Annotated in this window: 21 protein-coding genes; 10 read left to right on the forward strand and 11 right to left on the reverse strand. The window is 65.6% G+C overall.

Annotation, left to right across the window (positions count from 1 at the left end; translation table 11 throughout):
• Window positions 1-2: 2 nt before the first annotated feature.
• Window positions 3-887, reverse strand: coding sequence for a sensor domain-containing diguanylate cyclase (locus VF34_RS08095; RefSeq protein WP_197077451.1), 885 nt, complete (start codon window positions 885-887; stop codon window positions 3-5).
• Between the two features lie 123 nt (window positions 888-1,010).
• On the opposite strand from VF34_RS08095, the gene VF34_RS08100 reads away from it, so the two are divergent.
• The 6 genes from VF34_RS08100 to treZ all read left to right on the forward strand — a co-directional run bounded on the left by VF34_RS08100 (window position 1,011) and on the right by treZ (window position 10,988).
• Window positions 1,011-1,529 (forward strand): hypothetical protein, encoded by a 519-nt coding sequence (locus VF34_RS08100; RefSeq protein WP_052063031.1) that lies wholly within the window; start codon window positions 1,011-1,013, stop codon window positions 1,527-1,529.
• Complete coding sequence (locus VF34_RS08105; RefSeq protein ID WP_052063032.1) at window positions 1,526-2,125, forward strand: hypothetical protein; 600 nt, start codon at window positions 1,526-1,528, stop codon at window positions 2,123-2,125. The genes VF34_RS08100 and VF34_RS08105 overlap by 4 nt, the downstream gene beginning before the upstream one ends.
• A gap of 237 nt (window positions 2,126-2,362) precedes the next feature.
• Entirely contained in the window at window positions 2,363-4,489 is a 2,127-nt protein-coding gene (locus VF34_RS08110; protein WP_032374339.1) for an acyltransferase family protein, read from the forward strand.
• A 56-nt stretch (window positions 4,490-4,545) separates the two neighbouring features.
• A complete protein-coding gene (gene glgX, locus VF34_RS08115; protein WP_032374340.1) occupies window positions 4,546-6,837 on the forward strand; it encodes a glycogen debranching protein GlgX in 2,292 nt (763 codons plus the stop codon).
• Window positions 6,838-6,840: 3 nt separating this feature from the next.
• Window positions 6,841-9,216: a malto-oligosyltrehalose synthase gene (treY, locus tag VF34_RS08120; RefSeq protein WP_032374341.1), complete on the forward strand. Its 2,376-nt coding sequence runs from the start codon at window positions 6,841-6,843 to the stop codon at window positions 9,214-9,216.
• Complete coding sequence (gene treZ, locus VF34_RS08125; protein ID WP_196249559.1) at window positions 9,213-10,988, forward strand: malto-oligosyltrehalose trehalohydrolase; 1,776 nt, start codon at window positions 9,213-9,215, stop codon at window positions 10,986-10,988. The genes treY and treZ overlap by 4 nt, the downstream gene beginning before the upstream one ends.
• Here treZ and VF34_RS08130 read toward each other — a convergent pair.
• Window positions 10,961-12,517 (reverse strand): MFS transporter, encoded by a 1,557-nt coding sequence (locus tag VF34_RS08130; protein WP_231578204.1) that lies wholly within the window; start codon window positions 12,515-12,517, stop codon window positions 10,961-10,963. The two genes, treZ and VF34_RS08130, sit on opposite strands and share 28 nt — an antisense overlap.
• Window positions 12,518-12,631: 114 nt before the next feature.
• On the opposite strand from VF34_RS08130, the gene VF34_RS08135 reads away from it, so the two are divergent.
• Window positions 12,632-13,156: a TetR/AcrR family transcriptional regulator gene (locus VF34_RS08135; protein WP_032374344.1), complete on the forward strand. Its 525-nt coding sequence runs from the start codon at window positions 12,632-12,634 to the stop codon at window positions 13,154-13,156.
• A 1-nt stretch (window position 13,157) separates the two neighbouring features.
• On the opposite strand, the gene ilvA is transcribed toward VF34_RS08135, so the two are convergent.
• Window positions 13,158-14,513, reverse strand: a complete 1,356-nt coding sequence (gene ilvA, locus VF34_RS08140; protein ID WP_032374530.1) for a threonine ammonia-lyase IlvA — start codon at window positions 14,511-14,513, stop codon at window positions 13,158-13,160.
• A 69-nt stretch (window positions 14,514-14,582) separates the two neighbouring features.
• Window positions 14,583-15,017: a nitroreductase family deazaflavin-dependent oxidoreductase gene (locus tag VF34_RS08145; RefSeq protein WP_027497325.1), complete on the reverse strand. Its 435-nt coding sequence runs from the start codon at window positions 15,015-15,017 to the stop codon at window positions 14,583-14,585.
• A 164-nt stretch (window positions 15,018-15,181) separates the two neighbouring features.
• On the opposite strand from VF34_RS08145, the gene VF34_RS08150 reads away from it, so the two are divergent.
• Complete coding sequence (locus tag VF34_RS08150; protein ID WP_045841248.1) at window positions 15,182-15,451, forward strand: hypothetical protein; 270 nt, start codon at window positions 15,182-15,184, stop codon at window positions 15,449-15,451.
• Here VF34_RS08150 and dnaE read toward each other — a convergent pair.
• From dnaE to lspA, 4 genes are all read right to left on the reverse strand, one after another.
• Window positions 15,422-18,958 carry a DNA polymerase III subunit alpha gene (gene dnaE / locus VF34_RS08155; protein WP_027497326.1) on the reverse strand — a complete coding sequence of 1,179 codons (3,537 nt, stop codon included), beginning with the start codon at window positions 18,956-18,958 and terminating at the stop codon, window positions 15,422-15,424. The genes VF34_RS08150 and dnaE overlap by 30 nt on opposite strands.
• 145 nt (window positions 18,959-19,103) lie before the next feature.
• Entirely contained in the window at window positions 19,104-19,763 is a 660-nt protein-coding gene (locus VF34_RS08160) for a hypothetical protein (RefSeq protein WP_032374345.1), read from the reverse strand.
• Window positions 19,763-20,689 carry an RluA family pseudouridine synthase gene (locus VF34_RS08165; protein WP_027497328.1) on the reverse strand — a complete coding sequence of 309 codons (927 nt, stop codon included), beginning with the start codon at window positions 20,687-20,689 and terminating at the stop codon, window positions 19,763-19,765. Before VF34_RS08165 ends, VF34_RS08160 begins: the two co-directional genes overlap by 1 nt.
• Window positions 20,686-21,318, reverse strand: a complete 633-nt coding sequence (gene lspA, locus VF34_RS08170) for a signal peptidase II (protein WP_032368097.1) — start codon at window positions 21,316-21,318, stop codon at window positions 20,686-20,688. The genes VF34_RS08165 and lspA overlap by 4 nt, the downstream gene beginning before the upstream one ends.
• A 92-nt stretch (window positions 21,319-21,410) precedes the next feature.
• Here lspA and VF34_RS08175 point away from each other — a divergent pair, with 92 nt between their 5' ends.
• Entirely contained in the window at window positions 21,411-22,373 is a 963-nt protein-coding gene (locus VF34_RS08175; RefSeq protein ID WP_230595321.1) for a hypothetical protein, read from the forward strand.
• Window positions 22,370-23,110, forward strand: coding sequence for a hypothetical protein (locus VF34_RS08180; RefSeq protein WP_045841249.1), 741 nt, complete (start codon window positions 22,370-22,372; stop codon window positions 23,108-23,110). Before VF34_RS08175 ends, VF34_RS08180 begins: the two co-directional genes overlap by 4 nt.
• Window positions 23,111-23,204: 94 nt before the next feature.
• Here VF34_RS08180 and VF34_RS08185 read toward each other — a convergent pair whose 3' ends face one another.
• The 3 genes from VF34_RS08185 to VF34_RS08195 form a co-directional block, all read right to left on the reverse strand.
• Window positions 23,205-23,690: a WKL family lipoprotein gene (locus tag VF34_RS08185; protein WP_174557287.1), complete on the reverse strand. Its 486-nt coding sequence runs from the start codon at window positions 23,688-23,690 to the stop codon at window positions 23,205-23,207.
• A gap of 197 nt (window positions 23,691-23,887) precedes the next feature.
• Window positions 23,888-25,249, reverse strand: coding sequence for a DNA polymerase IV (locus VF34_RS08190; protein WP_045841250.1), 1,362 nt, complete (start codon window positions 25,247-25,249; stop codon window positions 23,888-23,890).
• Window positions 25,250-25,251: 2 nt separating this feature from the next.
• On the reverse strand, window positions 25,252-25,944 hold the full coding sequence (locus VF34_RS08195) for a peptide deformylase (RefSeq protein ID WP_080729221.1): 693 nt from the start codon (window positions 25,942-25,944) through the stop codon (window positions 25,252-25,254).
• Between the last annotated feature and the right edge of the window lie 10 nt (window positions 25,945-25,954).

Genomic DNA, 25,954 nt, shown 5'->3' on the forward strand with positions numbered 1-25,954 from the left:
CGTCATTGCAACGGGGTGCTGGAACGGTCGCCGAGTGATCGCGCCCCTCCGTCTCTCTTCGCTCTGTACAGCAACAGGTCTGCTCGGTCGAAACAGTCGTAGAGGGATTCCCCCGGACGCAATGTCGTGTAACCGGCGGAAAATGTCTGCTCGTCCGGAACGACGGCTGCGAGTTCGGTCAGCACGGTTGCCATCGTCGTCGACCCGGTATCGGGCATCGCGATGGCGAATTCCTCCCCGCCCCACCTGGCGACATACGCTCGTCCTGCAAGCAACTGCATTGCGGCAGTGGAGAACTGGACCAACAGGCGATCGCCGCGGCCGTGTCCGTACTTGTCGTTGAACGACTTGAAGCGATCGAAATCGATCATCGCCATGGCCAGCGACACCTCGACTCCGCGCGGAGTCGTCAACTGAGACAACCGGTCTCGCCAACCGCGCCGATTGAGCAGCCCGGTCAAGGGATCGGTCAGCGCAGCCTCCCGTAGGTCGTCCTCCAACCGCCGCCGGTCGGTGACGTCGTGGACCACCGCCATGGTCCATCGTCGGCCGTCCGGGCCGGGGACCTCACTGGCCGACACCCAACCCCACCGCACTGTGCCGTCGGGATGCAGGTATCGCTTCTCGACGTGTACGGATTCACCACGGGCCTCGGCGTCGTCCATCATCTGTTCCATCGACGCGTGTTGGTCCAGGTCGTCGGGGTGGGTGAATTCACGGGAGGATCGGCCCCACAGTAGGTCCCTGGGGCACCCCACGATTGCCGCATACGCCTCGTTCGCGAGCAGCAGCAGTCCGTGTTCGTCGGCGAGTGCCATTCCCACCGTGCTGGCCTCGAACATCTCCCGATACCAGCGATCGGCGTCGACCATGATTGTCCGGTTCACTTCCTCGAACGGTGCGAGCCACATCGATTCACACGACACACCGACGATACGCCGTCGTGGGGACCCGAACAGTATCCAGCGATCGGTCTTGACCTTGACGCTACGTCAACGTTCACAACGGCATTGGCACACAAGCACAGTCGCTTGTCGGCGTTGCTCGACGACGCTGTCGAACGGCGTCCTCTGACCGCGCTCCCACGAGATGTTGCCGCGACGTTCGGGTCCTTGCTCAATGCAGCGGACGAACGGGACCGGCCCGCGCTGATCCGCGAGCGCGATCTACTCGAAGTGATGGCAATTTCGGGCCGCGTCCCGGCGGCATTCTTCGAGACGATGTCCGCCGCGCTCGGCGATCACGACCTACGTCGGAGATACCTGGTGTTGCTACGACGCTTCGGTGCCCTCGAGGGCCGAAGCGTCGCCGAATCCGAGCACGACATCGACGCGTTGGCCGACGAGTTGGTGTCCGTACTCGATGTCGAGTCCTTCGCTCAGGTGCGCGAGTCCGCTGCGCTCGGGAGCGACTCGACCGGGTTGCTCGACATCGAGGACATCGTTCCCGACGCGGCCCAACGCGCCGTCGTCCTCCGCACCACAGCTCGTCTGCTCGACGGTGCGCATCCGGCAGGAACATCACAGTGACCCCGGATCGGGGTGCCCGGGTCGGCAGATGGCACGCACTGCTGTTGTGGGGACGCGGCCGCCACGCACCGATCGCGGCCGACTCTGCCGAGTTCACCGCAGTGCGCGGAACGGGTGCGATGCCGTTGATGTTCGGTGTGGCCTCGGTCGTCGAGATAGTCGTCGTGCATCTCCTGGTGCCGTGGCTGTGGCTCGATATCGTGCTCGGTGCGCTCTCGGTCGTATCGATCGTTCTGCTGGCGTCGGCCACAGCCGTCGGCCGGGTGCACCCCCATGTCCTCACACCCGAAGCACTCGTCCTGCGCACCTCCGGCGAGGTCGTCACCACGGTGGAGAGATCGACGATCGTTTCGGCCCGACTCCATCACCGGTTCGGCGTGGTGGCTCCCACTGTCCGCGACGACCGAGCCGTGTTACCGAACCAGGACGGCACGAACGTCGACATCACGTTGTCGACCCGCACCACATTCGTCGTACCCGCACCCCTACGTCGGTGGCGGGTCGAGGGCACCGCGACGTCCATCGGCGTGTACGTGGACGATCCCATGGCCCTGGTCGCCGCGTTGTCCTCGGTTCCGGCCGACGGTGGGATGTGAACCCGAACTGCTGCGGGACCGGTGAGACCACGCTGTGAGAAACCGGCGACGAGCTGGGACCGGCACCGCAGTACGGACTCCGAGGAGTGCGTCACCGCGCGTACACGTATTGTTTGCTCAGAACGTCTTCTTGCTTGCGACGAACCTCGGCGTCTGCCGAGCAGCTTCCGAGACGAACACCACCGACCGTGACCGCCCGACCAGTGGTCGATCGACAGCCGGAGCCATTCCCCTTTCATGCAGGTACACCCGAGCGGCACCGATCACGAATCGGCAACCGAGTCCGCGGCCCCGAGTTCGGTGTCGGCTCCCGTCGTGCCGCGACCGCCACAGCGCCAGGATCTGAACGGCCTGCGTGGTGTCGCCATCGCTCTGGTGGTCGTGTTCCACATCTGGATGGGTCGGGTGTCGGGCGGAGTCGATGTCTTCCTCACGCTGTCCGGCTTCTTCTTCACTGCGTCGTTGCTTCGATCGGCCGAGGCCGGTGCGAGCCTGAACCCGATCACCCGCATCGTTCGCGTACTCCGCAGACTCGGACCGCCTCTGGCGCTCACCCTGTTGGCGGTAGCGGCCGCGTCTGTGTTCCTGCTACCGAGGACCCGCTGGGCCGACGTGGGCGACCAACTCGTCTCCGGCGTCTTCTTCTTCGTGAACTGGCAGTTGGCGACGACGGCCAACGACTACCTGGCGGCCGACCCCTCGGTGAGTCCGGTCCAGCACCTGTGGTCCGTCGCGGTGCAATTCCAGTTCTATTTGCTCGCGATTGCCGTCGTGTTCGGTCTGGCGTGGATTCTGCGCACGATGCGACCGGAGGGACCGCGAAGTCTGCGACCACAGACCTTCGCCGTGATCTTCGCCGTCATCGCGGTGTTGTCGTTCGTGTATGCAGCGGACGGTGCTCGACGCCATCAGGCGTGGAACTACTACGACACGGGCGCGCGACTCTGGGAGATCATGCTCGGTGCGGCGGTCGCGGCCACGTTCGCGGCATTCGCCGGCAGAAACACCGGGGCCGATGCCCGCGTGAGTCGGCTGGGATCGACCGCCCGGGGCGCGCTCGCCGCCGGTGCGATGTTCGTCATCGTCGTCTGTGGATTCGTGGTGGACGGCGTGACCGCGTTCCCCGGTCCCCTGGCGCTGATTCCGGTACTGGCCACTGTGGCGCTGATCATCGCAGGCTCGAACACCGTGGTCGCCGCGACGTTGTCCAACCGGTTCTTCGCCTGGGTCGGCTCGATCGCGTTTCCGTTGTACCTGTGGCACTGGCCGCTGTTGATCTTCTACCTGTCGGCCACCGGCAGGACCCACGCGGACATACCCGGCGGACTCGGCATCGTCGGTGCATCGGTCGCACTCGCGTGGCTCACCGTCCGCTTCGTGGAGCGTCCCACGCAGGCCACCACATTCACTCCCGGCCGCATCGCAGTCACGGCCGTCGCCCTCGTTGCTGCCGTTGCGGTGACAGCCGGTTCGGTCGGCTGGAACGCCTACATCGAACGATCGATCTCGGCCGTGCAGGCCGACGAATCGGTCGACGAAGCCACGCACCCGGGGGCGCTGGAATTGACCGACGGCATTCGCGTCGAACCGGCCGAGATGACGCCTCCCCTGTACTCCGCTCCCGAGGATCTTCCCGTCACCACCCTCGAGGGCTGCATCGCGGATTTCGAGACTCGCGACGCGCTGTCCTGTACCTACGGCGACGTCGATGCGGCCCGAACGATCGTGCTGGCGGGGAGCTCACACGCCGAGCACTGGGTGACCGCTCTCGACACTCTGGGGCGGCGGCACGGCTTCAAGGTGGTCACGTTCGTGAAGATGGGGTGCCCGCTCAGCCTGGACACGATGCCGATGCTCGGGCAGAACGAGTACCCGGATTGTCTGGATTGGACCCGGACCGTGCTCGACGACGTCGCATCGATGCAACCGGAATACGTGTTCACCACGGCCACCCGGCCCCGCGACGACTTCCCCGGCGACTTCACCCCGCCCTGGTACGTCTCGGTCTGGCAGCAGTTGATCGCCGACGGTGTCGGCGTCCTCGGTATCAGGGACACCCCGTGGCTCGCGTATCGAGCCATCGACTGCCTGGCCGACGGCGGCTCGGCCACCTCGTGCGGCATCCCGCGAGACGAGGCGCTCGACTCGGTCAACCCCGCTCTGGCGTCCTCGTTCCAGCTGAGCGGATTCTCCGCCCTCGACCTCTCGGACGCGGTGTGCGACGACACCGTCTGTCGCGTCGAGCAGGGGAACGTACTGATCTATCGCGACGAGCATCATCTGACCGCCACCTACGTGCGAACCCTGACCACCGAGCTCGGCCGGCAGCTCGGATCTGCGACCGGCTGGTGGGCCGGACCGTGAGCGGAACGGCTCGCGCTCGGTAAGCCTGGTCCCACCGGTCACAGTAGGGTTGATCCATGCTGCACGACGCCTCCGACGACACGCCCGCCATCGCCGTATGGCCGGGATCCCCTTATCCACTGGGAGCGACCTACGACGGAGCAGGAACCAACTTCGCCTTGTTCTCCGAGGTCGCCGAGGCCGTGGACCTGTGCCTGATCGCCGAGGACGGTACCGAAACTCGTATTCGTTTCGAGGAGTCCGACGGCTATGTGTGGCACGCGTACCTGCCCACGGTGGTGCCGGGACAACGCTACGGCTACCGCGTCCACGGGCCGTGGGATCCGGCTGCCGGACATCGTTGTGATCCCAGCAAGTTGCTGGTCGATCCTTACGGAAAAGCATTCGAGGGGTCGTTCGACGGAGACCGATCGCTCTTCTCCTACAACATCGACATCCCGGCCGCCGAACCCGAGCCCGTGGAGTCCACGGACTCCGCAGCCGCGGATCCACTCGACGCCGACGGCGGGTTCGAGGACGCGGCGGATCTTGCCGATCCGGACGGCGAAATCGTCGACGAGGCACCGATCGCCCACGACGACGAGCCGAACAACGATTTCCCTCAGCACGATTCGCTGGGGCACACGATGACCACTGTGGTGATCAACCCCTTCTTCGACTGGCAGGCCGACCGCGCACCGAAGAGGCCGTATCACGAGACGGTGATCTACGAGGCCCACGTCAAGGGCATGACGATCACCCATCCGGACATCCCCGAGGCCGAGCGCGGCACCTATGCCGGTCTGGCACATCCGGTGATCATCGAGCATCTGCAGCACCTGGGCGTCACCGCGATCGAGCTGATGCCGGTGCACCAGTTCATGCAGGACCAGGTACTTCTGGACAAGGGACTGCGAAACTACTGGGGCTACAACACCTTCGGATTCCTCGCGCCTCATGCGGAGTATTCCTCGCATCAGTCGCCCGGTGCCGCGGTGACCGAATTCAAGGCGATGGTCCGTTCGTTCCACGCCGCCGGCATCGAGGTGATCCTCGACGTGGTCTACAACCACACCGCCGAGGGAAACCACATGGGCCCCACCATCAGCTTCCGCGGCATCGACAACGCGGCCTACTACCGACTGGTCGACGGCGATCTCGAGCACTACATGGACTACACCGGGACGGGCAACAGTCTCAATGCTCGACACCCGCACACGCTGCAGCTCATCATGGACTCGCTGCGCTACTGGGTCACCGAGATGCACGTCGACGGATTCAGGTTCGACCTCGCATCCACCCTGGCCCGTGAACTGCACGACGTGGATCGGCTGAGCGCGTTCTTCGATCTGGTGCAACAGGACCCGGTCGTCAGCCAGGTCAAGCTGATCGCCGAGCCGTGGGATGTCGGCGAGGGCGGATACCAGGTGGGTAACTTCCCCGGTCTGTGGACCGAGTGGAACGGCAAGTACCGCGACACCGTTCGCGACTACTGGCGTGGTGAGCCCGCGACGCTGGGCGAGTTCGCGTCGCGCCTGACCGGATCGTCGGATCTCTACGAGGCGACGGGCCGTCGCCCCGGTGCCAGCATCAACTTCGTCATCGCGCACGACGGCTTCACCCTCAACGACCTGGTCTCGTACAACGACAAGCACAACGAGGCCAACGGCGAGGACAACAACGACGGCGAGAGCCACAACCGGTCGTGGAACTGCGGCGTCGAGGGTCCGACCGACGATCCCGAGATCCTCGATCTGCGGGCCCGCCAGATTCGCAACATCATGGCCACGCTGCTGCTCAGCCAAGGCACGCCGATGATCGCGCACGGCGACGAACTCGGCCGAACTCAGCAGGGCAACAACAACGTCTACTGCCAGGATTCGGAACTGGCGTGGATGGATTGGTCCCTGGCCGAGACCAACGCCGACCTGATCGAGTTCACCCGCAACGCAATTGCGCTGCGCAACGAGCACCCGGTGTTTCGCCGTCGCCGATTCTTCGAGGGCAGGCCCATCCGATCGGGCGAACAGGCACGTGACATCGCCTGGCTCACCCCCGCAGGCGAGGAGATGACTCCCGAGGACTGGGACAGCGGTTTCGGCAAATCGCTCACCGTGTTCCTCAACGGTGAGGGCATTCCCGAGCCGAATCAGCGCGGGGAGCGGGTGGTCGACGACTCGTTCCTGTTGTGCTTCAACGCACATCACGAGACGATCGAATTCGTCACCCCGGACGGAAACTACGCCAAGGAATGGACGGTCGCCCTCGATACGGCAGCGCGCACGGGAGCGGGTGAGAAATCGATCGAAGCGGGTACACCGGTGGAGGTCACCGCTCGATCCCTACTCGTTCTACGAAAGACTGCCTGACTCATGCCGCTGCCCACCAGCACATACCGGTTACAACTGCGGGGCGATGCCTTCACCCTGGCCGACGCCTCGGACGTGGTCGACTACCTGCACGACCTCGGAGTGAGCCATCTCTATCTCTCGCCGATACTGACCGCGACCGACGGTTCGACGCACGGGTACGACGTCACCGACACCTCGACCGTCTCCGCCGCCCTCGGCGGACGAGATGCATTGACTCGCTTGCACTCTCGGGCTGCCGAGGTGGGCATGGGGATCATCGTCGACATCGTTCCCAACCACGTCGGGGTGGAGGATCCACGACAGAACGCGTGGTGGTGGGACGTTCTGCGGCGCGGTCGTGACTCGGAGTTCGCCACCTACTTCGACATCGACTTCGCGGCCGACAACGGAGTGGACGGCAAGATCGCCATCCCCGTGCTCGGCAGCGCGAGCGATGTCGCCGAGCTCACCGTCGACCGCTCCGAGGACGAGCCTCTGCTGGCATTCTACGAGCACCGCTTCCCCATCGCCGACGGTACCGACGGCGACGACGCCCAGGCCGTGCACGACCGTCAGGCCTACCGCCTCGTCAGTTGGTCCGCCGGGCTGATCGGCTACCGGCGCTTCTTCTCGGTGAACGGCCTGGCCGGTGTCCGGCAGGAAGACCTCGACGTCTTCACCGACTCGCATCGCCAGGTGGCGAGCTGGATCGAGGACGGGCTGATCGACGGATTACGCGTCGATCACCCCGACGGCTTGGCCGATCCTGCCGGTTATCTGACCGAGCTACGCGGGCTGCTCGGTCCCGACCGCTGGCTGGTGATCGAGAAGATCTTGGCCGACGGCGAACCGTTGGACGAGTCGCTGCCCGTCGACGGCACGACAGGGTACGACGCGTTGGCGGCCGTGGGCGGGATATTCGTCGACCCGGAAGGGGCGCCGGCACTGACCGCACTGTCTCAGGTGCGCTCCGGCATCGCCTACGACGACGAGACGTTGCACGAGACAGAACTCGATCTCAAGACCGCTGTCGCGCGCGGCGACCTGTCCCCCGAGGTGCGACGCCTCGCCCGCGCCGTGGTTCGTGAATCGGGTACCTCCATCGAGCTCGAATCGGTGATCGACGCCATCGTTGCCGTTGTTGCCGCAGTTCCGGTGTACCGCACCGACTACGCGCCGCTGGCCGGTGTGCTTCCGGGTGTCGTCGCCGCCATCGGTGAAGAGCAGCCGGAACTGGCCGGCGGTCTCGACGCTCTGACAACCGCCCTGATCGCCGGTACCGAATCCCCCGTGCGTTTCGATCAGGTGTGCGGTGCCGTCACGGCCAAGGGCGTCGAGGACTGCCTCTTCTACCGCGCCAACCGGTTGATCTCGCTGCAGGAGGTGGGCGGCGATCCCGCTCGGTTCGGTTGCAGCCCAGCGTACTTCCATTTGAAGAACGCCGACCGCGCGAAGCGCTGGCCCGCCGCGATGACGACACTGTCCACACACGACACCAAACGCGGTGAGGACGTCCGGGCGCGTATCGGCGTGCTCTCGCAGACGCCGGAGCTGTGGGCCCGGTCGATCGCCGATTGGGAGGAGCTGGCCCCGAGCCCCGACGGCACCACAGGGATGTTCTTGTGGCAGAACGTCTTCGGTGTCTGGCCGGTCGACGGGGTGATCACCTCGACCCTGCGGGAACGGCTACACGCCTACGCCGAGAAGGCCATTCGCGAGGCCGCTCTCCGTACCACGTGGACCGATCCGGACGAAGATTTCGAGACTGCCGTTCACAACTGGCTCGACGCAATTCTCGACGGTCCGGTGGCACGTTCGATGACGATGCTCGTCGAAAAGCTTTCGCCCCATGGACACTCCGATGCACTCGGGCAGAAGTTGCTTACACTCGTCGGTCCCGGAATCCCGGATGTGTATCAGGGCACCGAGTTGTGGGAGGACTCGCTCGTCGACCCCGACAACCGCAGACCCGTCGACTACTCGGTACGCCGGTCCGTTCTGGCCGGACTGAACGGATCCGCGCCGTCGGTCGATACCGGTGCTGCGAAATTGGCCGTGGTTCGTTCCGCGCTGACGGTACGACGCGAACGGCCTGCGAGCTTCGTCGGCGGTAGTTACACGCCGATCGTCGCGGACGGGGCCGCGGCCGAGCATGTCGTCGGATTTGCCCGAGGTCCGTTGCCCGGCAACTCCGATGTGGTTGCGCTGGCTACGAGGCTGTCCCTCGGTGTGGCCGAGACAGGGTGGGGCGAGACAACCGTGACGCTGCCCGACGGTCGGTGGCGCGACCGCATCACCGACGTCGAACACAGCGGGACCGTTGCGGTCGCCGAGCTGTTCGCCTCCCTGCCGGTTGCACTTCTGGTGCGCGACAACGAAGGAGAGTCAGCACGATGACATCCTCGACCACTACATCCCCGGCCGCGACGTCTTCGGCCACGCCCCGTGCATTCGCAGTGTGGGCACCGACCCCAGAACGAGTACGGCTGCAACTGGACGACTCGGTCCACGACATGGAGCAATCCTCGGACGGCTGGTGGCGAGCAGAGGTGAGTGCCGCCGCGGACAGTCGCTACGGATTCCTCCTCGACGACGCCGAGAAGGCGCTGCCGGATCCACGCTCGCCTCGGCAACCCGACGGTGTGCACGAATTGTCCCAGGTGTTCGAGGTCGATCCGTCGTTGTGGACCGATTCCGCATGGACCGGTCGTCAACTCCCCGGATCGTCGATCTACGAACTCCACATCGGCACCTTCACTCGCGAGGGAACGTTCGACGCGGCGATCGACAAGCTCGATCACCTCGTCGACCTCGGCGTGTCCTTCGTCGAGATCATGCCGGTCAACGGATTCAACGGCGTGCACAACTGGGGCTACGACGGCGTCCTCTGGTACACCGTGCACGAGGCCTACGGTGGCCCGGAAGGGTTGCAGCGCTTGGTCGATGCATGCCACGGCCGCGGGATCGGTGTGGTTCTCGACGTCGTCTACAACCATCTCGGCCCGTCCGGCAACTACCTGGAACGCTTCGGTCCCTACATGACCGAAGGGGCCAACAGCTGGGGCCAGGCGATCAACTATGCCGATGCAGACTCGGGCGAGGTGCGGCGCTACGCCCTGGACAACGCGTTGCGCTGGTTCTCCGAGTTCCACATCGACGCGTTGCGTCTCGACGCGGTGCACGCCATCGTCGACCACACCGCTGTGCATCTCCTCGAGCAGCTCTCGATCGAAACGCGCACCCTGTCAGCGCATCTCGGCCGTCCACTCACTCTGATCGCCGAGAGCGACCTCAACGATCCGTCGCTGATCACGGCGCGGTCGGGTGGCGGCTACGGACTCGATGCACAGTGGGACGACGACATTCACCACGCGATCCATGCTGCGGTCTCCGGCGAACGGCAGGGCTACTACGGTGACTTCGGGTCGTTGCAGGGCTTGGCGAACACGGTGCGGCAGGGCTTCTTTCATGCCGGAACATACTCCAGCTTCCGCGGCCGAATCCACGGGCGACCATTGGACACCCGCCGCATTCCCGCCAGCTCTCTGGTGGCCTACACGACCACCCACGATCAGGTCGGCAACCGTGCGATCGGAGATCGCCCCGGCTTCTACCTCTCCCCCGGACAGCTCGCGATCAAGGCAGCACTGGTACTCACCTCGCCCTACACTCCGATGCTGTTCATGGGCGAGGAATGGGGAGCGTCGACTCCGTTCCAGTTCTTCACCTCGCACCCCGAACCCGAGCTCGGCAAGGCCACGGCGGAAGGACGCAAAGCCGAGTTCGCCGAACACGGGTGGGACAAGAGCGACATCCCCGACCCACAGGATCCCGAGACGTTCACACGATCGAAATTGAATTGGTCGGAACTGGGCGACGCCGACCATGCCCGACTGTTGGCCGTCTATCGAGACCTACTGGCCCTGCGCCGCGAGCGGACCGAACTGACCGACCCGTGGCTCGATCACGTGAAGGTCGAGTACGACGAGGACGCCCAGTGGATCGCGATTCGCCGCGGTCGCGTCAGCGTGGTGTGCAATCTGTCCGAGTCCGCGGTGACGGTGCCGGTCGGCGGCTCCACACTGCTCGAGTGGGAGCCGACGACCTCGAACGACACCGGGTCTGCCACCACGGTTCCCGGTCACTCCTTCGCGGTGCTCGAATCCTGACGAACCCGTAGGTTCACCAGCACGAACACGGCGGTGACCGCAAGGACCACCGCGGTGGCGACGGCCGCAACGTGCATGCCCGAGACGAACGCGGCATGCGCGGAGTCCAGGAGGACCGTCGCCACCGAGTCCGGCAGCTCACGGGCCACCGCGTCTGCGCCGCCGAGCGTTTCGGCTGCTCTGGCACCGAGCTCGGGTGTGAGCTGCGAGGTGTCGATCCCGCGTCGGAAGATGGCCATGACGACCGTGCCGAGGATCGCCACTCCCAGCGCGATGCCCAGCTCGTACGCGGTTTCCGACACCGCGGACGCAGCCCCGGCTCGTTCGGGTTCGACGGCACTGACCACGAGGTCGGACGTCAGAGTGAGCGCGAAGCCGACGCCTGCACCCACCAGGACGAATCCGGCGATGAACAACGCCGGGCTGGTGTCGGTACCGAGACCGACCAGGATGCCCGCGCCCGCAGCGGCAGCGATCATGCCTGCGCCGAGGACCGTGCCTGCGGTGAAGTATCGAACCAGAACCGCAGCGAGCAATGAGGTCACGATGCTGGCGGCCGTGCCCGGCAGCAACAGCAGTCCGGCTTCGAGCGGGCTGTTGCCCAGGACGAGCTGCAGGTACTGCGAACCGAAGAACAGCACGCCGGCGAGTGCGAACACGGACAGGAAGTTCGTCGCCACACCCGTCGAGAAGGCACGGTTGGCGAACAGCCGGATGTCGATCATCGGGGCGTCGAGAATTCGCTGCCGCCGCACGAACACCACACCGGCGATCATGCCGACGACGGCGGAGACCACGTAGGCCGGGTGTAGGCCGTGCGCTGCGATCTCCTTGACCGCGAACACGATCGGAACGATAGCGAGCATCGACAACGCCGAGCTGGGTAGGTCGAAACGGCCCGGGTTCGGATCCTTGGACTCGGGAATCACCAACGGCCCCAGCGCGATCAGCGCGATCATGACGGGAATGTTGATGAGAAACACCGAGCCCCACCAGAAGTGCTCGAGCAACCAGCCGCCCACGAGCGGACCGGCGGCCGCGCCGCCGCCCGCCATTGCGCCCCAGACGCCGATAGCGGTCACCCGTTGGCGCGGATCGAGGAAGATCGTGCGAATCAAGCCGAGAGTGGCGGGCATCAAGGTCGCGCCGGAGATACCCTGCAGAACTCGCGCCGCGATGAGCATCTCCGGGCTGGTCGAGACAGCCGCAACGAGAGAGGCGATTCCGAAGCCCGCGGCTCCGATCAGCAGTAGGCGACGCCGACCGACCCGGTCACCGAGCGTGCCCATCGTGATGAGCAAGCCGGCTAGTACGAACGAGTACACGTCGATGATCCACAGCAGCTGATTGCTCGACGGTGCCAGATCGGCGCTGATGAACGGCAGGGCGAGATCGAGCACGGTTCCATCGACCGCGATGAGAAGTACGGCAAACGCGAGCACCACCAACCCGAGCCAGTCGCGCGCGGTGGCCCTGGAGGCCGATCCGCCGTCGATCTCGTGCACCGCACCGGTCCGCACGTCGCTCACCATGACTCCATTTCGCCCTCCCGGTCCGCGACCGGGCACATTCTCGATACCAACCGTCCAGCCGGTACAGCTCCGAAGACTACCTCGAACCGTCCAGCCGGTAAAGTGAGTTACATGTCATCTGACACACGCGACCGAATTCTGGATTCGCTCGAGACATTGCTTCTCGAACACGGCATGACCAAAGTGACCCTGGACAGCGTCGCTGCCGCCGCCGGGGTATCGAAGGGCGGCTTGCTGTACCACTTCAAGACCAAGGACGCGCTGGTCGCTGCCATGGTCCGACGACTCGCCGTTCAGGCCGATCAGCAGCGAGCCGACGCCGGCGCAGGTGGCACCTCCGTGGCGGAGTGGTATCTGCAACCACCCGATTGCATTTCGGAGAAGGAAATCGCGCTCTACCGCTCCACGCTGGCGGCACTGCGCAGCGTCGACGGAAACTCCGGCGAGGTGCAGGACGCCGTCACGGACATGATGCAGCAGTGGGACGAGGGCTTACGTACCGAGATCGACGATCCGGTGCAGGCCGAGATCATCCGACTCGTCGGCGACGGGATATACCTCGGAGCCGTCCTCGACCTGCCCGCCGTCGACCCCGAACTGCACAAGCAGGTGGTCGACCGCCTGCTGGGTCGGTGACTCAGGTCAAGTAGCGGTAGACCGGCGAACCCGGCTCCAGCTGCTCCACCTGAAGGTGCGAGGACCGCATACGTTCGAGGAGGGCCGAAAGGCCGTGCGCCGCACCGAGTTGGATGCCGACGAGCGCGGCACCGGTCTCCCGGTTGTTTCGCTTGACGTACTCGAACAGGGTGATGTCGTCCTCGGGCCCGAGTACCTCGTCGAGAAACCGACGCAGTGCGCCGGGCTCCTGCGGAAAGTCCACGAGGAAGTAGTGCTTGAGGCCGAGGTGGACGAGCGATCGTTCGAGAATCTCGCCGTACCGTGAGACGTCGTTGTTTCCCCCGGACACCAGGCACACGACGGTACTTCCCGGTGCGATGTCGAGATGCTCGAGCGCGGCGACCGCCAATGCGCCTGCGGGCTCGGCGATGACCCCTTCGTTCTGGTACAGCTCGAGCATTGCGGTACAGACCGCGCCCTCGTCGATCTGGGTGATCAGGAACGCACCGGGGCCGGAGCTTTCGAACACCGGCGCGGTGATCAGGGGCAACGATGCATGGGACACCACCGTCGCGCCCAACGACTGCAGCGCCGAGTACGGAACATCGCCGATACGCCGGACCGCCGCCCCGTCGACGAACGGATCGATATCCGACAGCGTCACCGGCCCACCAGCAATCAACGCAGCGGTCATCGACGCAGCACCGGATGGTTCGACGCCGACCAACGATGTCTGCGGAGCGCGCTCACGCAGATAACTGGAGATACCCGCGATGCAGCCGCCCCCGCCGACGGGCATCACCACCACATCGGGTGCGCCGCCGAGCTGATCGACGATTTCCTTGGCGATCGTCCCTTGGCCCGCCACCGTTCGTGGATCGTCGAACGGCGGGACCATGGTGGCACCGGTACGGGCCACGTCCGCGGCAGCCGCGGCAGCTGCGGCGTCGAACGTGTCGCCGATGACAATGAGCTCCACGAAGTCGCCTCCGTGCACCCTGATTCGGTCACGCTTCTGCTTGGGGGTGTTGGCCGGCACGTAGATCCGACCTCGCACCTGCATGGACCGACAGGCGAATGCCACCCCCTGCGCGTGGTTACCGGCACTTGCCGTGACCACGCCGACGCTGCGCTCGGCCTCGGTCAGCTGATCCATCAGGTTGTAGGCACCGCGGATCTTGTACGAACGGACGATCTGCAGGTCTTCCCGTTTGAGGTAGACCGTCGCTCCGGTCTCTGCCGACAGGCGCTCGCACAACTGCAGGGGTGTCGCGGCGACCACCGAGGAAATTCGCATCGCAGCTGCATCGATGTCGGCCGCGGTGACGGCTACCGACGAGGTGTGCTGGGAGGCGAGCTCAGGTGATGAAGACACCAGCACATGCTGCCACCAGCGTGGAACGGTCACCCACTCGGGACCGTTCCACGGGCAGGCCGATCGTGCTCAGGCGCGCGCGAGGACGAACACCGGGATCTCCCGGTCGGTCTTCTTCTGGTAATCCGCGTAATCGGGGTAGACCGCGACCGAGCGCTCCCACCACACGGCTTTCTCGTCGCCGGTTACCTCCCGAGCGACGTAATCGTGCTTTTCGGGTCCGTCCTGCAGCTCCACCAGCGGCTCGGCCTTGACGTTGAAGTACCAGACGGGATGCTTCGGCGCACCACCGAGGGAGGCCACGATGGCGTACTCCCCATCGTGTTCCACCCGCATCAACGGCGACTTGCGCAGCTTTCCGCTCTTGTTTCCCTTGGTGGTCAGCAGCACGACCGGCATCCCGTTCATCGTCGTGCCTTCGGTTCCGCCGGAGTTCTCGTACAGCTCGGCCTGCTTGCGGGCCCAGTCGGATGAACTCGGTTCGTATTCTCCTGTCAATGGCATGGTTTCAGTCAACACCCACGGCCGCCGAGACGCCACCGAATCTCGATCGCCCCAGCTCGGAACCATGAGTTCGGTGGACCGAATCTTTGCGTGGGTATAGTCTGAACTTCACCCGCCGGACACCCGAATCGACGAACCGGACGGGCGTACCCGAGGAGGACGCGATGACCTACACGAGCAACCAGGTGAGCCGTCGAACTGTCCCCGTCCTGCGCACGGTCGATGTCGCCGGAGTCGAATGGCCTCTGTACAAGCTCGAGGCCGTGGCCATCGGGCTCGTCGTGTTCGTCGCCACGCTCGCCCTGGTCGGATCGCTGCAGGCAGCCGTTCTGGGCGGCGCGGCAGTCGCAGTCGCCGCGTGGTGGACTCTGCGGTTGACCGAGGTCCACCCCGCCCGGACCGGCTCACCCCGTCAGGCAGCCGGGCCCCAGTAGCGCCTTCAGGTCTCCCATCAACGCCGACGTCGGCGTCACCCGCAGACTGTCGTCGAGCTTCATCGTGGTGATCTTGTCGCCACTGACCAAACGTAGATGGACGTCCGAGGTCCCCGGGTGGCTGATCAACACCCGCTTGAGTGCGCCGACCTTGTCGGCCGTGCACAGTCGCGTCGGCAAACTCACCGCGAGCGGCTTGTCGATACCGATCGCCGAAAGATCCGGCACCGCAAGATCGTTCGCAATCAACGACACCCGGTCGTCACGCACCGACACGCGCCCCTTGACGAGCACCACCGAGTCCTCGGTGACGTCGGCACCGAACACCGAGTAGGCCTGTGGGAAGAACAGCACCTCGATGCCGCCGGCAAGGTCCTCGAGCTGAGCCGACGCCCACGTCAGACCGTTCTTGTTGATCCGCCGGTTCACCGAGGCCAGAATTCCGCCGACGGTGACCTGAGTGCCGTCCTTGATGTCCCCTTCGAGGATCGTCGGGATGTTGCAGTCGGACTTCGCGGCCAACATGTGCTCGACACCGAGCAGCGGGTGGCCGGAGACGTAGAGACCGAGCATCTCGCGCTCGAGGGCCAGACGGTGCTTGGACTCCCACTCCTCGTCCGGCACGCGGACGTTGAACACCGAGGAGATGGACTCGTCGGCGTCCTCACCGCCGAACAGATCGAACTGTCCGATCGCCTCGGCCTTCTTGGTGCCCATCACCGCATCGATCGCGTCGGCATGGATCAACATCAGACCCTTGCGCGGATGATCGAGAGAGTCGAAAGCGCCTGCCTTGATGAGAGATTCGGTGACCTTCTTGCTGCACGCGATCGCGTCGATCTTGCCCAGGTAGTCCGAGAAGTCCGTGTATTTGGACTTCTCCGACCGCGCTCTGATGATCGATGCGACCACGTTAGTGCCGACGTTGCGCACCGCGCCGAGACCGAATCGGATGTCCTTGCCCACCGATGCGAAGTTGAGCTCGGATTCGTTGACGTCCGGTGGCAGCACCGTGATGCCGAGCTTGCGGCAGTCGGCCAGGTAGATCGCGGCCTTGTCCTTGTCGTCACCGACACTGGTGAGCAGGCCGGCCATGTACTCGGCCGGGTAGTTGGCCTTGAGGTACGCCGTCCAGTACGAGACCAGGCCGTAGCCGGCCGAGTGCGACTTGTTGAACGCGTAGCCGGCGAACGGGAGCACGGTGTCCCACAGCGCCTTGATCGCGGCCTCGGAGAAGCCGTTGTCCAACATGCCCTGCCGGAATCCGGCGTACGCCTTCTCGAGCTCGGAGAGCTTCTTCTTTCCCATGGCACGACGCAGCAGGTCGGCCTGGCCCAGGGTGTACCCGGCGACCTTCTGCGCGAGCTGCATGATCTGCTCCTGGTAGACCACCAGGCCGTACGTCTCGCCGAGAATCACCTTGAGCGGCTCTTCGAGCTCGGGGTGAATCGGCTTGACCTCCTGCCGCCCGTTCTTGCGGTCGGCGTAGTCGTTGTGCGAGTTCATGCCCATCGGACCCGGGCGGTACAGCGCGAGCACGGCGACGATGTCCTCGAAACCGGTGGGCTGCATGCGGCGCAGCAGGTCTCGCATCGCGCTGCCGTCGAGCTGGAAAACACCGAGAGTGTCTCCGCGAGAGAGCAATTCGAAGGTCGCCGGATCGTCGAGCGGCAACGCGTCGAGATCGATGTCGATGCCGCGGTTGGCCTTGATGTTGTCGATCGCGTCGCCGATGACCGTGAGGTTTCGCAGACCGAGGAAGTCCATCTTCAGCAGGCCGATGGCCTCGCACGACGGGTAGTCCCAGCCGGTGATGATCGCGCCGTCCTGGGCGCGCTTCCACACCGGGATTGCGTCGGTGAGCGGCTCCGAGGACATGATGACCGCGCAGGCGTGTACGCCCGCGTTGCGGATCAGGCCTTCGAGGCCCTTGGCCGTCTTGTAGATCGTGGCTACGTCGGGGTTGGAGTCGATGAGCGCTCGGACCTCGACGGCCTCCTTGTAGCGCTCGTGCGACGGATCGGTGATGCCGGCCACCGAGATGTCCTTGGCCATGATGGGCGGCGGCAGGGCCTTGGTGATCTGATCGGCGATGCCGAAACCGGGCTGGCCGAACTGCACACGTGCGGAGTCCTTGATGGCAGCCTTGGTCTTGATGGTGCCGAAGGTGATGACCTGCGCAACCCGGTCGCTACCCCACTTCTCCGTGGCGTAGCGCACCATCTCACCGCGACGACGATCGTCGAAGTCGATATCGATATCGGGCATCGACACACGCTCGGGGTTGAGGAATCGCTCGAAGAGCAATCCGTGCGGGAGCGGATCGATGTTGGTGATGCCCATGGCGTAGGCAACCAGGGATCCGGCGGCGGAACCACGGCCCGGTCCGACGCGGATGCCGACCGCTTTCGCGTGGTTGATGAGGTCGCCGACCACGAGGAAGTAGGCCGGGAAGCCCATCTCCAGGATCACCTTGATCTCGTACTCCGCTCGCGCGAGGTAATCCTCGGCCGGACCGTCGGGGAACCGACGTTCGAGTCCGGTCATGACCTCGTGCCGCAGCCACGTTCCCTGCGTGTATCCCTCGGGAACCGGGAAGATGGGCATCCGGTCGCGGTGCGCCCACACCTCGTCGTAGGGCTGGACTCGCTCGGCGATGAGGAGCGTGCTGTCGCAGGCACCGGGTACCTCGTCGTCCCAGAGAGCACGCATCTCGGCAGCGGACTTGAGGTAGTAGCCGTCGCCGTCGAACTTGAAGCGAGTGGGATCGCTGAGCGTCTTACCGGTCTGGATGCACAGCAGAGCCTCGTGGTTCTCGGCGGCGTCCTTGGTGACGTAGTGGCAGTCGTTGGTGGCCAACGGCGGAATGGACAGCTTCTTGCCGATGTCGAGCAGGCCCTCTCGGACTCGTCGCTCGATGGACAGACCGTGGTCCATCAACTCGAGGAAGAAGTTGTCCGGTCCCCAGATCTCCTGCCACTTGGCCGCGGCCTCGAGTGCTTCGCGGTCCTGGCCCAGACGTAGGCGCGTCTGAACCTCACCGGACGGGCAGCCGGTGGTGGCGATGATGCCCTCGGCGTGCTGAGCGATGATCTCCTCGTCCATCCGGGCCCACTTGCCGAGCTGACCCTCGATGGACGCCAGCGAGGACAGCTTGAACAGATTGCGCACGCCGGTCGCGTTCTCCGCCACCATCGTCATGTGCGTGTACGCACCGCTACCGGAGACGTCGTCGGACTTCTGGCTTCGGTCGCCCCACAGCACGCGCTTCTTGTTGAATCGGGATTCGGGAGCGATGTAGGCCTCGATACCGATGATCGGCTTGATGCCGGCCTTCTTGGCCTCGTTGTAGAACTCGCTGGCTCCGTACATGTTGCCGTGGTCGGTCATGCCGACCGCCGTCATCTCCAACCGCGCCGCCTCCGCGAACATGGCCCCGATCTTGGCGGCACCGTCGAGCATCGAATATTCGGTGTGGTTGTGCAGATGAACGAACGAATCGGCCACGAAGGTTCTCTCCTGAAGGTCGTGCGTTTTCGAAAATACGAGCCGCGAATGCACCCACTCTAGGCGGTGGAACCGACAGATTTTTCAGGCCGACGGTGTGTCCTGGGAGGACGTGACGGGTGTGACGAACGAGACTGAAGTTGCCTCATTCGGCGGGAACCGGCCCGTCGTCCGGCAGCGGCCCGACGACGTCGATGTACTCCGGAAGCAACGGCTCGACGGCGAACTTCCCGGACACCGCGTCGGGCGGAAGTGCCTCCACCGCCCGCACCCCGTCGCGGCCTGCCACCTCGCTCAACTCGGCCGCGGTGCCCCGCACGACCACCGTCACCACGCATGCGCATCCGCTCAGCAACCGGCGCTGCGACACAGCGTCTATCTGAGCCTGCCGGTCCTCCACGCCGAACGATTCCTGGATCTGGCCGGCAGCGCGCGCGGTCGCATTCAGTATCGACCGTTCACTGCCGGGAACACCGACTGTGAGGATCGGAGTTTGCACGCGATCGAGCGGTACTCGAAAGAGCACCATCGAGATGCGCACGCCGTTCGCGGCGGCGTAGGCCTGTTCGGCGGTGAGTTCGCGATCGAACGACACCGATCCCCAGCGAGGTTCGGCATCGTTGCCGAGCAGACTCGCCTCGGCGCGAGCCAGGTAGTCGGTCACCTGCTCGCCGCTCTCCGGGCCGAGCCGGTCGGTGCCCACGCGCAGCTGCCGTTGCGGGTTCAGATGGCCGACGACGGCCAGGCCACCGACCACCAGAGCGATCGTGACGACGACACCGACCACACCCGAGACTCCGCGCATCACGCCTTCCGGAGCACCTCGAGAGCGTGTTCGAGGTCTGCCGGGTACTTGCTCTCGATCTCGACCCAGCGGCCGTCGGACGGGTGCGCGAAGCCGAGCGAACGCGCGTGCAGCCACTGACGTTCCAGGCCCAACCGTTCGGCCAACCGCGGGTCGGCCCCGTAGGTCAGGTCGCCGCAACACGGGTGCCGCAGCGCCGAGAAGTGCACGCGGATCTGGTGTGTGCGACCGGTTTCCAGGTGGACGTCCAGCAGGCTCGCGGCCTGGAAGGCCTCGACCGTGTCGTAGTGGGTGACGCTGGGCTTGCCGTCCGCGCGGACGGCGAACTTCCAGTCGTTGCTGCCGTGCCGTCCGATCGGAGCATCGATGGTTCCACTGCTCGGATCCGGATGTCCCTGCACCAGGGCGTGATAACGCTTGTCGATCGTACGAGCCTTGAACGCCCGCTTGAGCACGGTGTATGCCCGTTCGGACGTCGCGACCACCATCACCCCGGACGTTCCCACATCGAGTCGGTGCACGATGCCCTGACGCTCGTGCGCGCCGGACGTGGAGATTCGGAAACCGGCGGCCGCGAGGCCGCCGATGACGGTCGGCCCGGTCCAGCCCACACTGGCGTGCGCGGCGACGCCCACGGGCTTGTCCACGGCCACGACGTCGTCGTCGGCGTAGAGAATCTCCATACCCTCGACCGGCTCGGCCTCGATCGTCAGCTCACGTGCAGGTTCGGGCAGAGTCACTTCGAGCCACGACCCACCCGAGAGGCGATCGGACTTCCCGACGGCACTGTGATCGACCAGCACCGAGCCCTCTTCGGCCAAGGCTGCGGCGACCGTGCGCGAGAGCCCGAGAAGTCGCGCCAGGCCGGCGTCGACGCGCATGCCGTCCAAACCGTCGGGCACCGGCATGGAACGCGATTCCCTCACGAGTCGGCCTTCTGCGGGGCATCGGACGTGGACTTCGTCACCCGTTCGCCGTTGGGCTCGAAACCGAACAGGCTGAGCGCGACGAGCAGGATGGCCCCGCACACGATGGACGAGTCGGCGACATTGAACACCGGCCACCATCCCACCGATACGAAATCGACCACGTGACCCTGGAACGGGCCCGGTGCGCGGAAGAACCGGTCGATCAGGTTGCCCAGAGCGCCGCCGAGAACCAGACCCAGACCCAGCGCCCACCACGGCGAACGCAGCGTTCGACCGATCTTCACGACCCCGATCACCACGGCCACGGCGACCAGCGTCAACAACCACGTCATTCCGGTGGCCATGGAGAACGCCGCTCCGGGATTGCGCACCAGCCGCAGTGTCACGACGTCGCCGATGATCTCGATCGGGTTTCCAGGCTTCACGAAGTGCACCACCACGATCTTCGTGATCAGGTCGAACAGCAGAATCACTGCAGCGATCGCCACCAGGAGTCGGGTCCGCAAAGGTGCGGCGGGCCGAAGCACAGCACTGCCGGCGTCGGACACCTGCCCGTCTGCAGCCTCGCTGGGTTCGGGGGTTGCACTGGTCTCGGTGGTCGGATCGTCGGGTCGGTCGTCACTCACCCGTCCATCATGGCGCATCGACAACCTTCGGTCCGCATCCGAGCCGCGTGGTAGCGGTCTGCGCACACGGTGTCATCAGTAGCCTGGTGCCCGTGAAGTCGACCGAACGCACCCGCACCGTCCGCTCCGGCTTCGTGGCCGCATCCTGCGCAGTGGCTCTACTGGCCGGATGCTCGAGCGGTGATCCAGATCCTGCACCCGAGCAGACCCCGTCCTCGAACGAGGTCACGATCGCGGTGACGCCCACGACCACCACCGTCGTCGATCCCGGTAGCGAGCCACGGCGCGCGCTCACCTTCGACAGCTCCGACACGGACGCGCAGAACCAGAGCGTCGACCTCACCACCACCTCGACCGTGCAGCAACAGATCAATGCTGCTGCGCCGCAAGACTTCTCCAGTCCGGAACTGACCGTGCCGCTGACTGCCTCGGCGTCCGACACCGTGCCGGACGAGGACGCGTCGAGCGGGGCCACGACCTCCGTCGAGCTGACCATCGGGGCGGCGACGTCACCGGACGCTGGACTGACCGACGCACTCTCCGCATCCGATGGATCGACTGCACGATTGGCCAGGACCAATTCCGGAGCGATCACCGCTCTGCACATCACGCCGGCCGACGATGCCCTCGATACCGCCCGAGCCGCGATCGAACGCTCCTTGAACGCGGCCGTGTACCGATCCATCGACTTTCCCGACGCGGAAGTGGGGGTCGGCGCGGTCTGGACCGTCGATCAGCAAGTGCTCAGCGGCATCACACTGAACCAGCGCACCACGGTCACCTTGCGTGCACTCGACGGCGACCGCGCGACCCTCGACGTGGCCATCACCCAGACGCCCGAATCGTCGGTGTGGAATCTGCCCGACAATGCGGGCACGCTCAACATCGCGTCCTACACCTTCACGGGCGCGGGAACACTCGACGTCGATCTCTCCCGACCACTTCCGGTCGGAGGTGCGATCACCGCGGGCGGCGAGCAGATGTACACCGACCCCGACAGCACCACGGTGCTTCGGCAAACCGTCGGCGATTCGATCACCTGGACCGCCCGATGACGCGCGCTGCCACCCGAGTACTGGCGACGTTGTCGATTCTCGGGATCGCTGCCACCGGATGCAGCACGAACGAGCCTGCCGAAACGGCCACGCCTGCCGTCACCACCGTCGCGGCTCCCGACCCGCTGCGCGGTCCGCCCATCACCGATCCGGCCGCGCTGACTGCCGCGATGCTGGGACTCGCAGACCTGCCGGACGGCTTCTCCTCGATTCCCGATCCGGTTCGTGATCTGGGATTGGATCCGGCACCGGAGTACGACTCGCCTGATCGCTCGAGCACCGACCCGGCCGAGTGCGCCGCCGTCCTCGCGCCGGTATCGGAACAGCAGGCCGGAGCCGCGTCGAGCGCGGTGGTTCGCTTCTCCGGGCCGAATTTCTCGTCGATCGACGAGGACGCGGCGAGCTATCCCGTGCCGGGAGCCGCCGAGGCTTTCGCGAACATTCAGCGAGCGTGGGCCGAGTGCTCGACGTTCACCGGAACCGACGCGGACGGTATCGGCGTCGACTACTCGGTGGCGGGGCGTGACCAGACGACCATCGGCGACGCGTCCGCATCGATTCGACTGACCACCACGAGCGAGGGCTTCACGCTGGTCTCCGACGTCGTGGTGGCGGTGGTCGACTCGACCGTGGTGCAGATCGTCGTCTCCGACCAGAGCGGACTCGAACCGGAGACCGTCACCGCCGTCGCGGGGTCTGCAGCGGATCGCATTCGATCGGCCGTGCCCATCGCCTGACCGCCGTCCCTACACAAGACGAACTGCCGGTGACGCCCTCTCGAAAAAGGGTGTCACCGGCAGTTCGCGGTTGGTCAGAGACGATCGGCAGGACTCAGGGTGCGGGGCACGCCGGGCTGGTCAGCTGCGCGAGAGAAACGATGCCGCAGGCGTTCTCCTTGGAGAGCTTCCACACACCGTCCTCGGGGACGAACTTGAACGTGCCGGGGTTGGCCTGGCCGTTGAGGGTGATGGTGATACCGGCGTTGAGCTCACCGGTGCCCAGATCGTCGATGCTGGTGATCTCGATCTGTGCGTTGTTGGCCACAGCAGCGGCGGCAACCTGGTTGATCAGACCCGGATCCTCGGACGCACCCTGGATCAGAGCAGCCTTCTCCTCGACCGGAACGTTGGGATCGAGTCCGCGGTTGAGCTCGGTGTTGAGCTGCTCGACGGTGGGCACCGGCGGGTAGTCCCCGCCCGCGGGTGGCGCGGCGGTGGTGGTGGCAGCCGTCGTCGTCGTGGCCGTCGGCTCGTCGCCGCCACCGGAGCTGCAGGCAGACATCGTCAGTGCACCGGCGATGGCGATACCGGCAACCATGGCCCGTCGGGTGTTGCGAAGCTTCAAGTGCTTGTCCTTTTCACTCTGAGTCACGTATCGATCGTTCTGTGACTCGTCGGTCGTCTGTATTGGGGTCGTCTCGGACCGAGTCCACTATGTCAGCTCGACTCGCCCGAGTCACAACGCGAAGGGCATACCTGTGAAACCTCACAGAGTTTCCTCAGCCGCGCCACAACTCACGCCAAGCTGTCCAGAACATCGGCCACGACCAGGTCGGTGTCCGATTCTACAAAGGTGCGGGCCGTTCCCGGACCGGTGGTCCGTGTCTCGAAACGGACCGTCACCACCGAGTGTCCCGCGCCCTGCACCCACCCGTGACCGTACCGAACATGCCGAACGTCCATACCCGGTTGCCACCGCGGACCGTCCTCGACGACGGCGAGATTCGCGGCCTCCTCCGTCGCGGGTAACGGCTCGTCCGGGACCGGAGCAACCGGCTCGTACTCGAGTTCGGGGAACAACGATCCTTGCCGAACCGCGGACAAACCGGCGAGCCCTACACCGACGAGCCGGATCGGTCCGACATCCACCGGATCGACCGCCAACCGCTGAGCAGTGGCCACGATCGTCTGCTTGTCCACCGTCGCGTAGGGCAATGTCGCCGATCTGGTGATGATGCTCATGTCGGACTTACGCAACTTGAGCACGACCGTGCGGGCCCCCCGGCCGTCCTTCAGCAACCGGCGATGAGTCGACTCGACGATGGACTCGATCGCCGGGCGTAGTTGAGCGAGAGTCGTCAGGTCGTTCGCGAACGTCGTCTCGGCACTGACCTGCTTGGCCTCGGCCCGCTCGGCCACCATCCGGTTGTCGATGCCGCGCGCCAGCTGATGCAGGCTCGGGCCCATGGTCGCACCGAGAATCGACGCCACTTCCGACTCGGGCGTAGCCACGAACTTGCCGATGGTGTCGATCCCCAAGCGGTGCAACCGTTCTCCGGCAACAGGGCCGATCCCCCACAACTTGCGCACCGGCAGATCGGCCATCAACTCGGCCTGGATGCCGGGCGCTACCACCGTGATTCCATCGGGTTTGGCCAGACCCGACGCGATCTTGGCGATCTGTTTCCCGGACCCGGCACCGATGGAGGCGACGAGCCCGGTCTCTGCCAGTACCAGCGCCCGCAGATCGGCACAGAAGCGCTCGACCTCGGCCACCGTCGCGCCCGCCAGCTCGAGCGGCTCGCCGAAGGCCTCGTCGATCGAGAGCTGTTCCAGCACGGGCATGCGCACCCGAAGCGCCTCGAAGGCACGTCTGCTCAGCTCCGAGTACAGCGGGAACCGCGGCGGCAGGACCACTGCGCTCGCACCGACGAGTCGACGGGCCTGATGCATCGGCATCGCCGAACGAGCCCCGAACGCCCGGGCCTGGTAGCTGCACCCGGCCACCACGCCTCTGCCGCCTGCACCGCCGACCAACACCGGCCGACCCCGCAGCGTCGGCCGAGTCAGCTGCTCGGCAGACGCGAAGAACGCGTCCATGTCCAGATGCAACACCCAACGCCGGCTCCGCAGAGTCCGATCGACACTGTCGGGCATGGTCAACGACGGCCGTCGGGCGGCTCGGACGGGGCGTCGGCACCGAAGCCGAGCACACGTGCGGCCCGCTCCGGTCCGGGATCGGACCACCGTGCGGAGTACTGCTCCGTCGTGGTCAGCGACCGTGTGTGCGCACGATCGATGTACAGCGTGCCGGCGAGGTGATCGCTCTCGTGGGCCACGATCCGTGCGGGCCACCCACGCACCACCTCGTCGATCTCTCGGCCGGTCTCGTCGGTGCACAGAAGCCGGACTTCCGCGGCGCGGGTGACGACGGCCTGATACCCCGGCACACTGAGGCAGCCCTCGTAGAACGAGGCCGTGCGTCGCCCTACCGGGGTGTACCGAGGATTGATCAACGCTCGGAACGACAACGGGGTGCGCTCCCGGACCCGGGCGACGCCCTCCGCGACATCGAAGAGATCCTCGATCACCGCGATCTGCAACGGAATTCCGATCTGCGGTGCAGCAAGGCCGACACCGGGCGCATCGTGCATCGTCGCACGCATCACCTCGATCAACTCCGTCAACACATCACGCTCGAGCTGGCCGGTGTAGCGCAGCGCCGGGGCACGCAGCACCGGATGGCCGGCGGCGACGATGGGAACGACGCCGCCGCGAGCCTCGGAGAGACGCTCGTGGACGGCATCGACCACCTCCTCCTCGGTCACGACGACCCGGTGCCCCTCGCTCATATGCCCTCGG

It is taken from the genome of Rhodococcus sp. PML026 (assembly GCF_000963615.1).
Classification (GTDB): Bacteria; Actinomycetota; Actinomycetes; order Mycobacteriales; family Mycobacteriaceae; genus Rhodococcoides; species Rhodococcoides fascians.

Bases quoted from the DNA above. Each gene is read 5' to 3' on its own strand.
- VF34_RS08110 (WP_032374339.1), top strand. From the start codon at position 2,363: ATGCAGGTACACCCGAGCGGCACCGATCACGAATCGGCAACCGAGTCC.
- glgX (WP_032374340.1), top strand. From the start codon at position 4,546: ATGCTGCACGACGCCTCCGACGACACGCCCGCCATCGCCGTATGGCCG.
- treY (WP_032374341.1), top strand. From the start codon at position 6,841: ATGCCGCTGCCCACCAGCACATACCGGTTACAACTGCGGGGCGATGCC.
- treZ (WP_196249559.1), top strand. From the start codon at position 9,213: ATGACATCCTCGACCACTACATCCCCGGCCGCGACGTCTTCGGCCACG.
- VF34_RS08135 (WP_032374344.1), top strand. From the start codon at position 12,632: ATGTCATCTGACACACGCGACCGAATTCTGGATTCGCTCGAGACATTG.
- VF34_RS08145 (WP_027497325.1), bottom strand. From the start codon at position 15,017: ATGCCATTGACAGGAGAATACGAACCGAGTTCATCCGACTGGGCCCGC.
- VF34_RS08150 (WP_045841248.1), top strand. From the start codon at position 15,182: ATGACCTACACGAGCAACCAGGTGAGCCGTCGAACTGTCCCCGTCCTG.
- VF34_RS08160 (WP_032374345.1), bottom strand. From the start codon at position 19,763: ATGCGCGGAGTCTCGGGTGTGGTCGGTGTCGTCGTCACGATCGCTCTG.
- VF34_RS08180 (WP_045841249.1), top strand. From the start codon at position 22,370: ATGACGCGCGCTGCCACCCGAGTACTGGCGACGTTGTCGATTCTCGGG.
- VF34_RS08185 (WP_174557287.1), bottom strand. From the start codon at position 23,690: ATGGTTGCCGGTATCGCCATCGCCGGTGCACTGACGATGTCTGCCTGC.
- VF34_RS08190 (WP_045841250.1), bottom strand. From the start codon at position 25,249: ATGCCCGACAGTGTCGATCGGACTCTGCGGAGCCGGCGTTGGGTGTTG.
- VF34_RS08195 (WP_080729221.1), bottom strand. From the start codon at position 25,944: ATGAGCGAGGGGCACCGGGTCGTCGTGACCGAGGAGGAGGTGGTCGAT.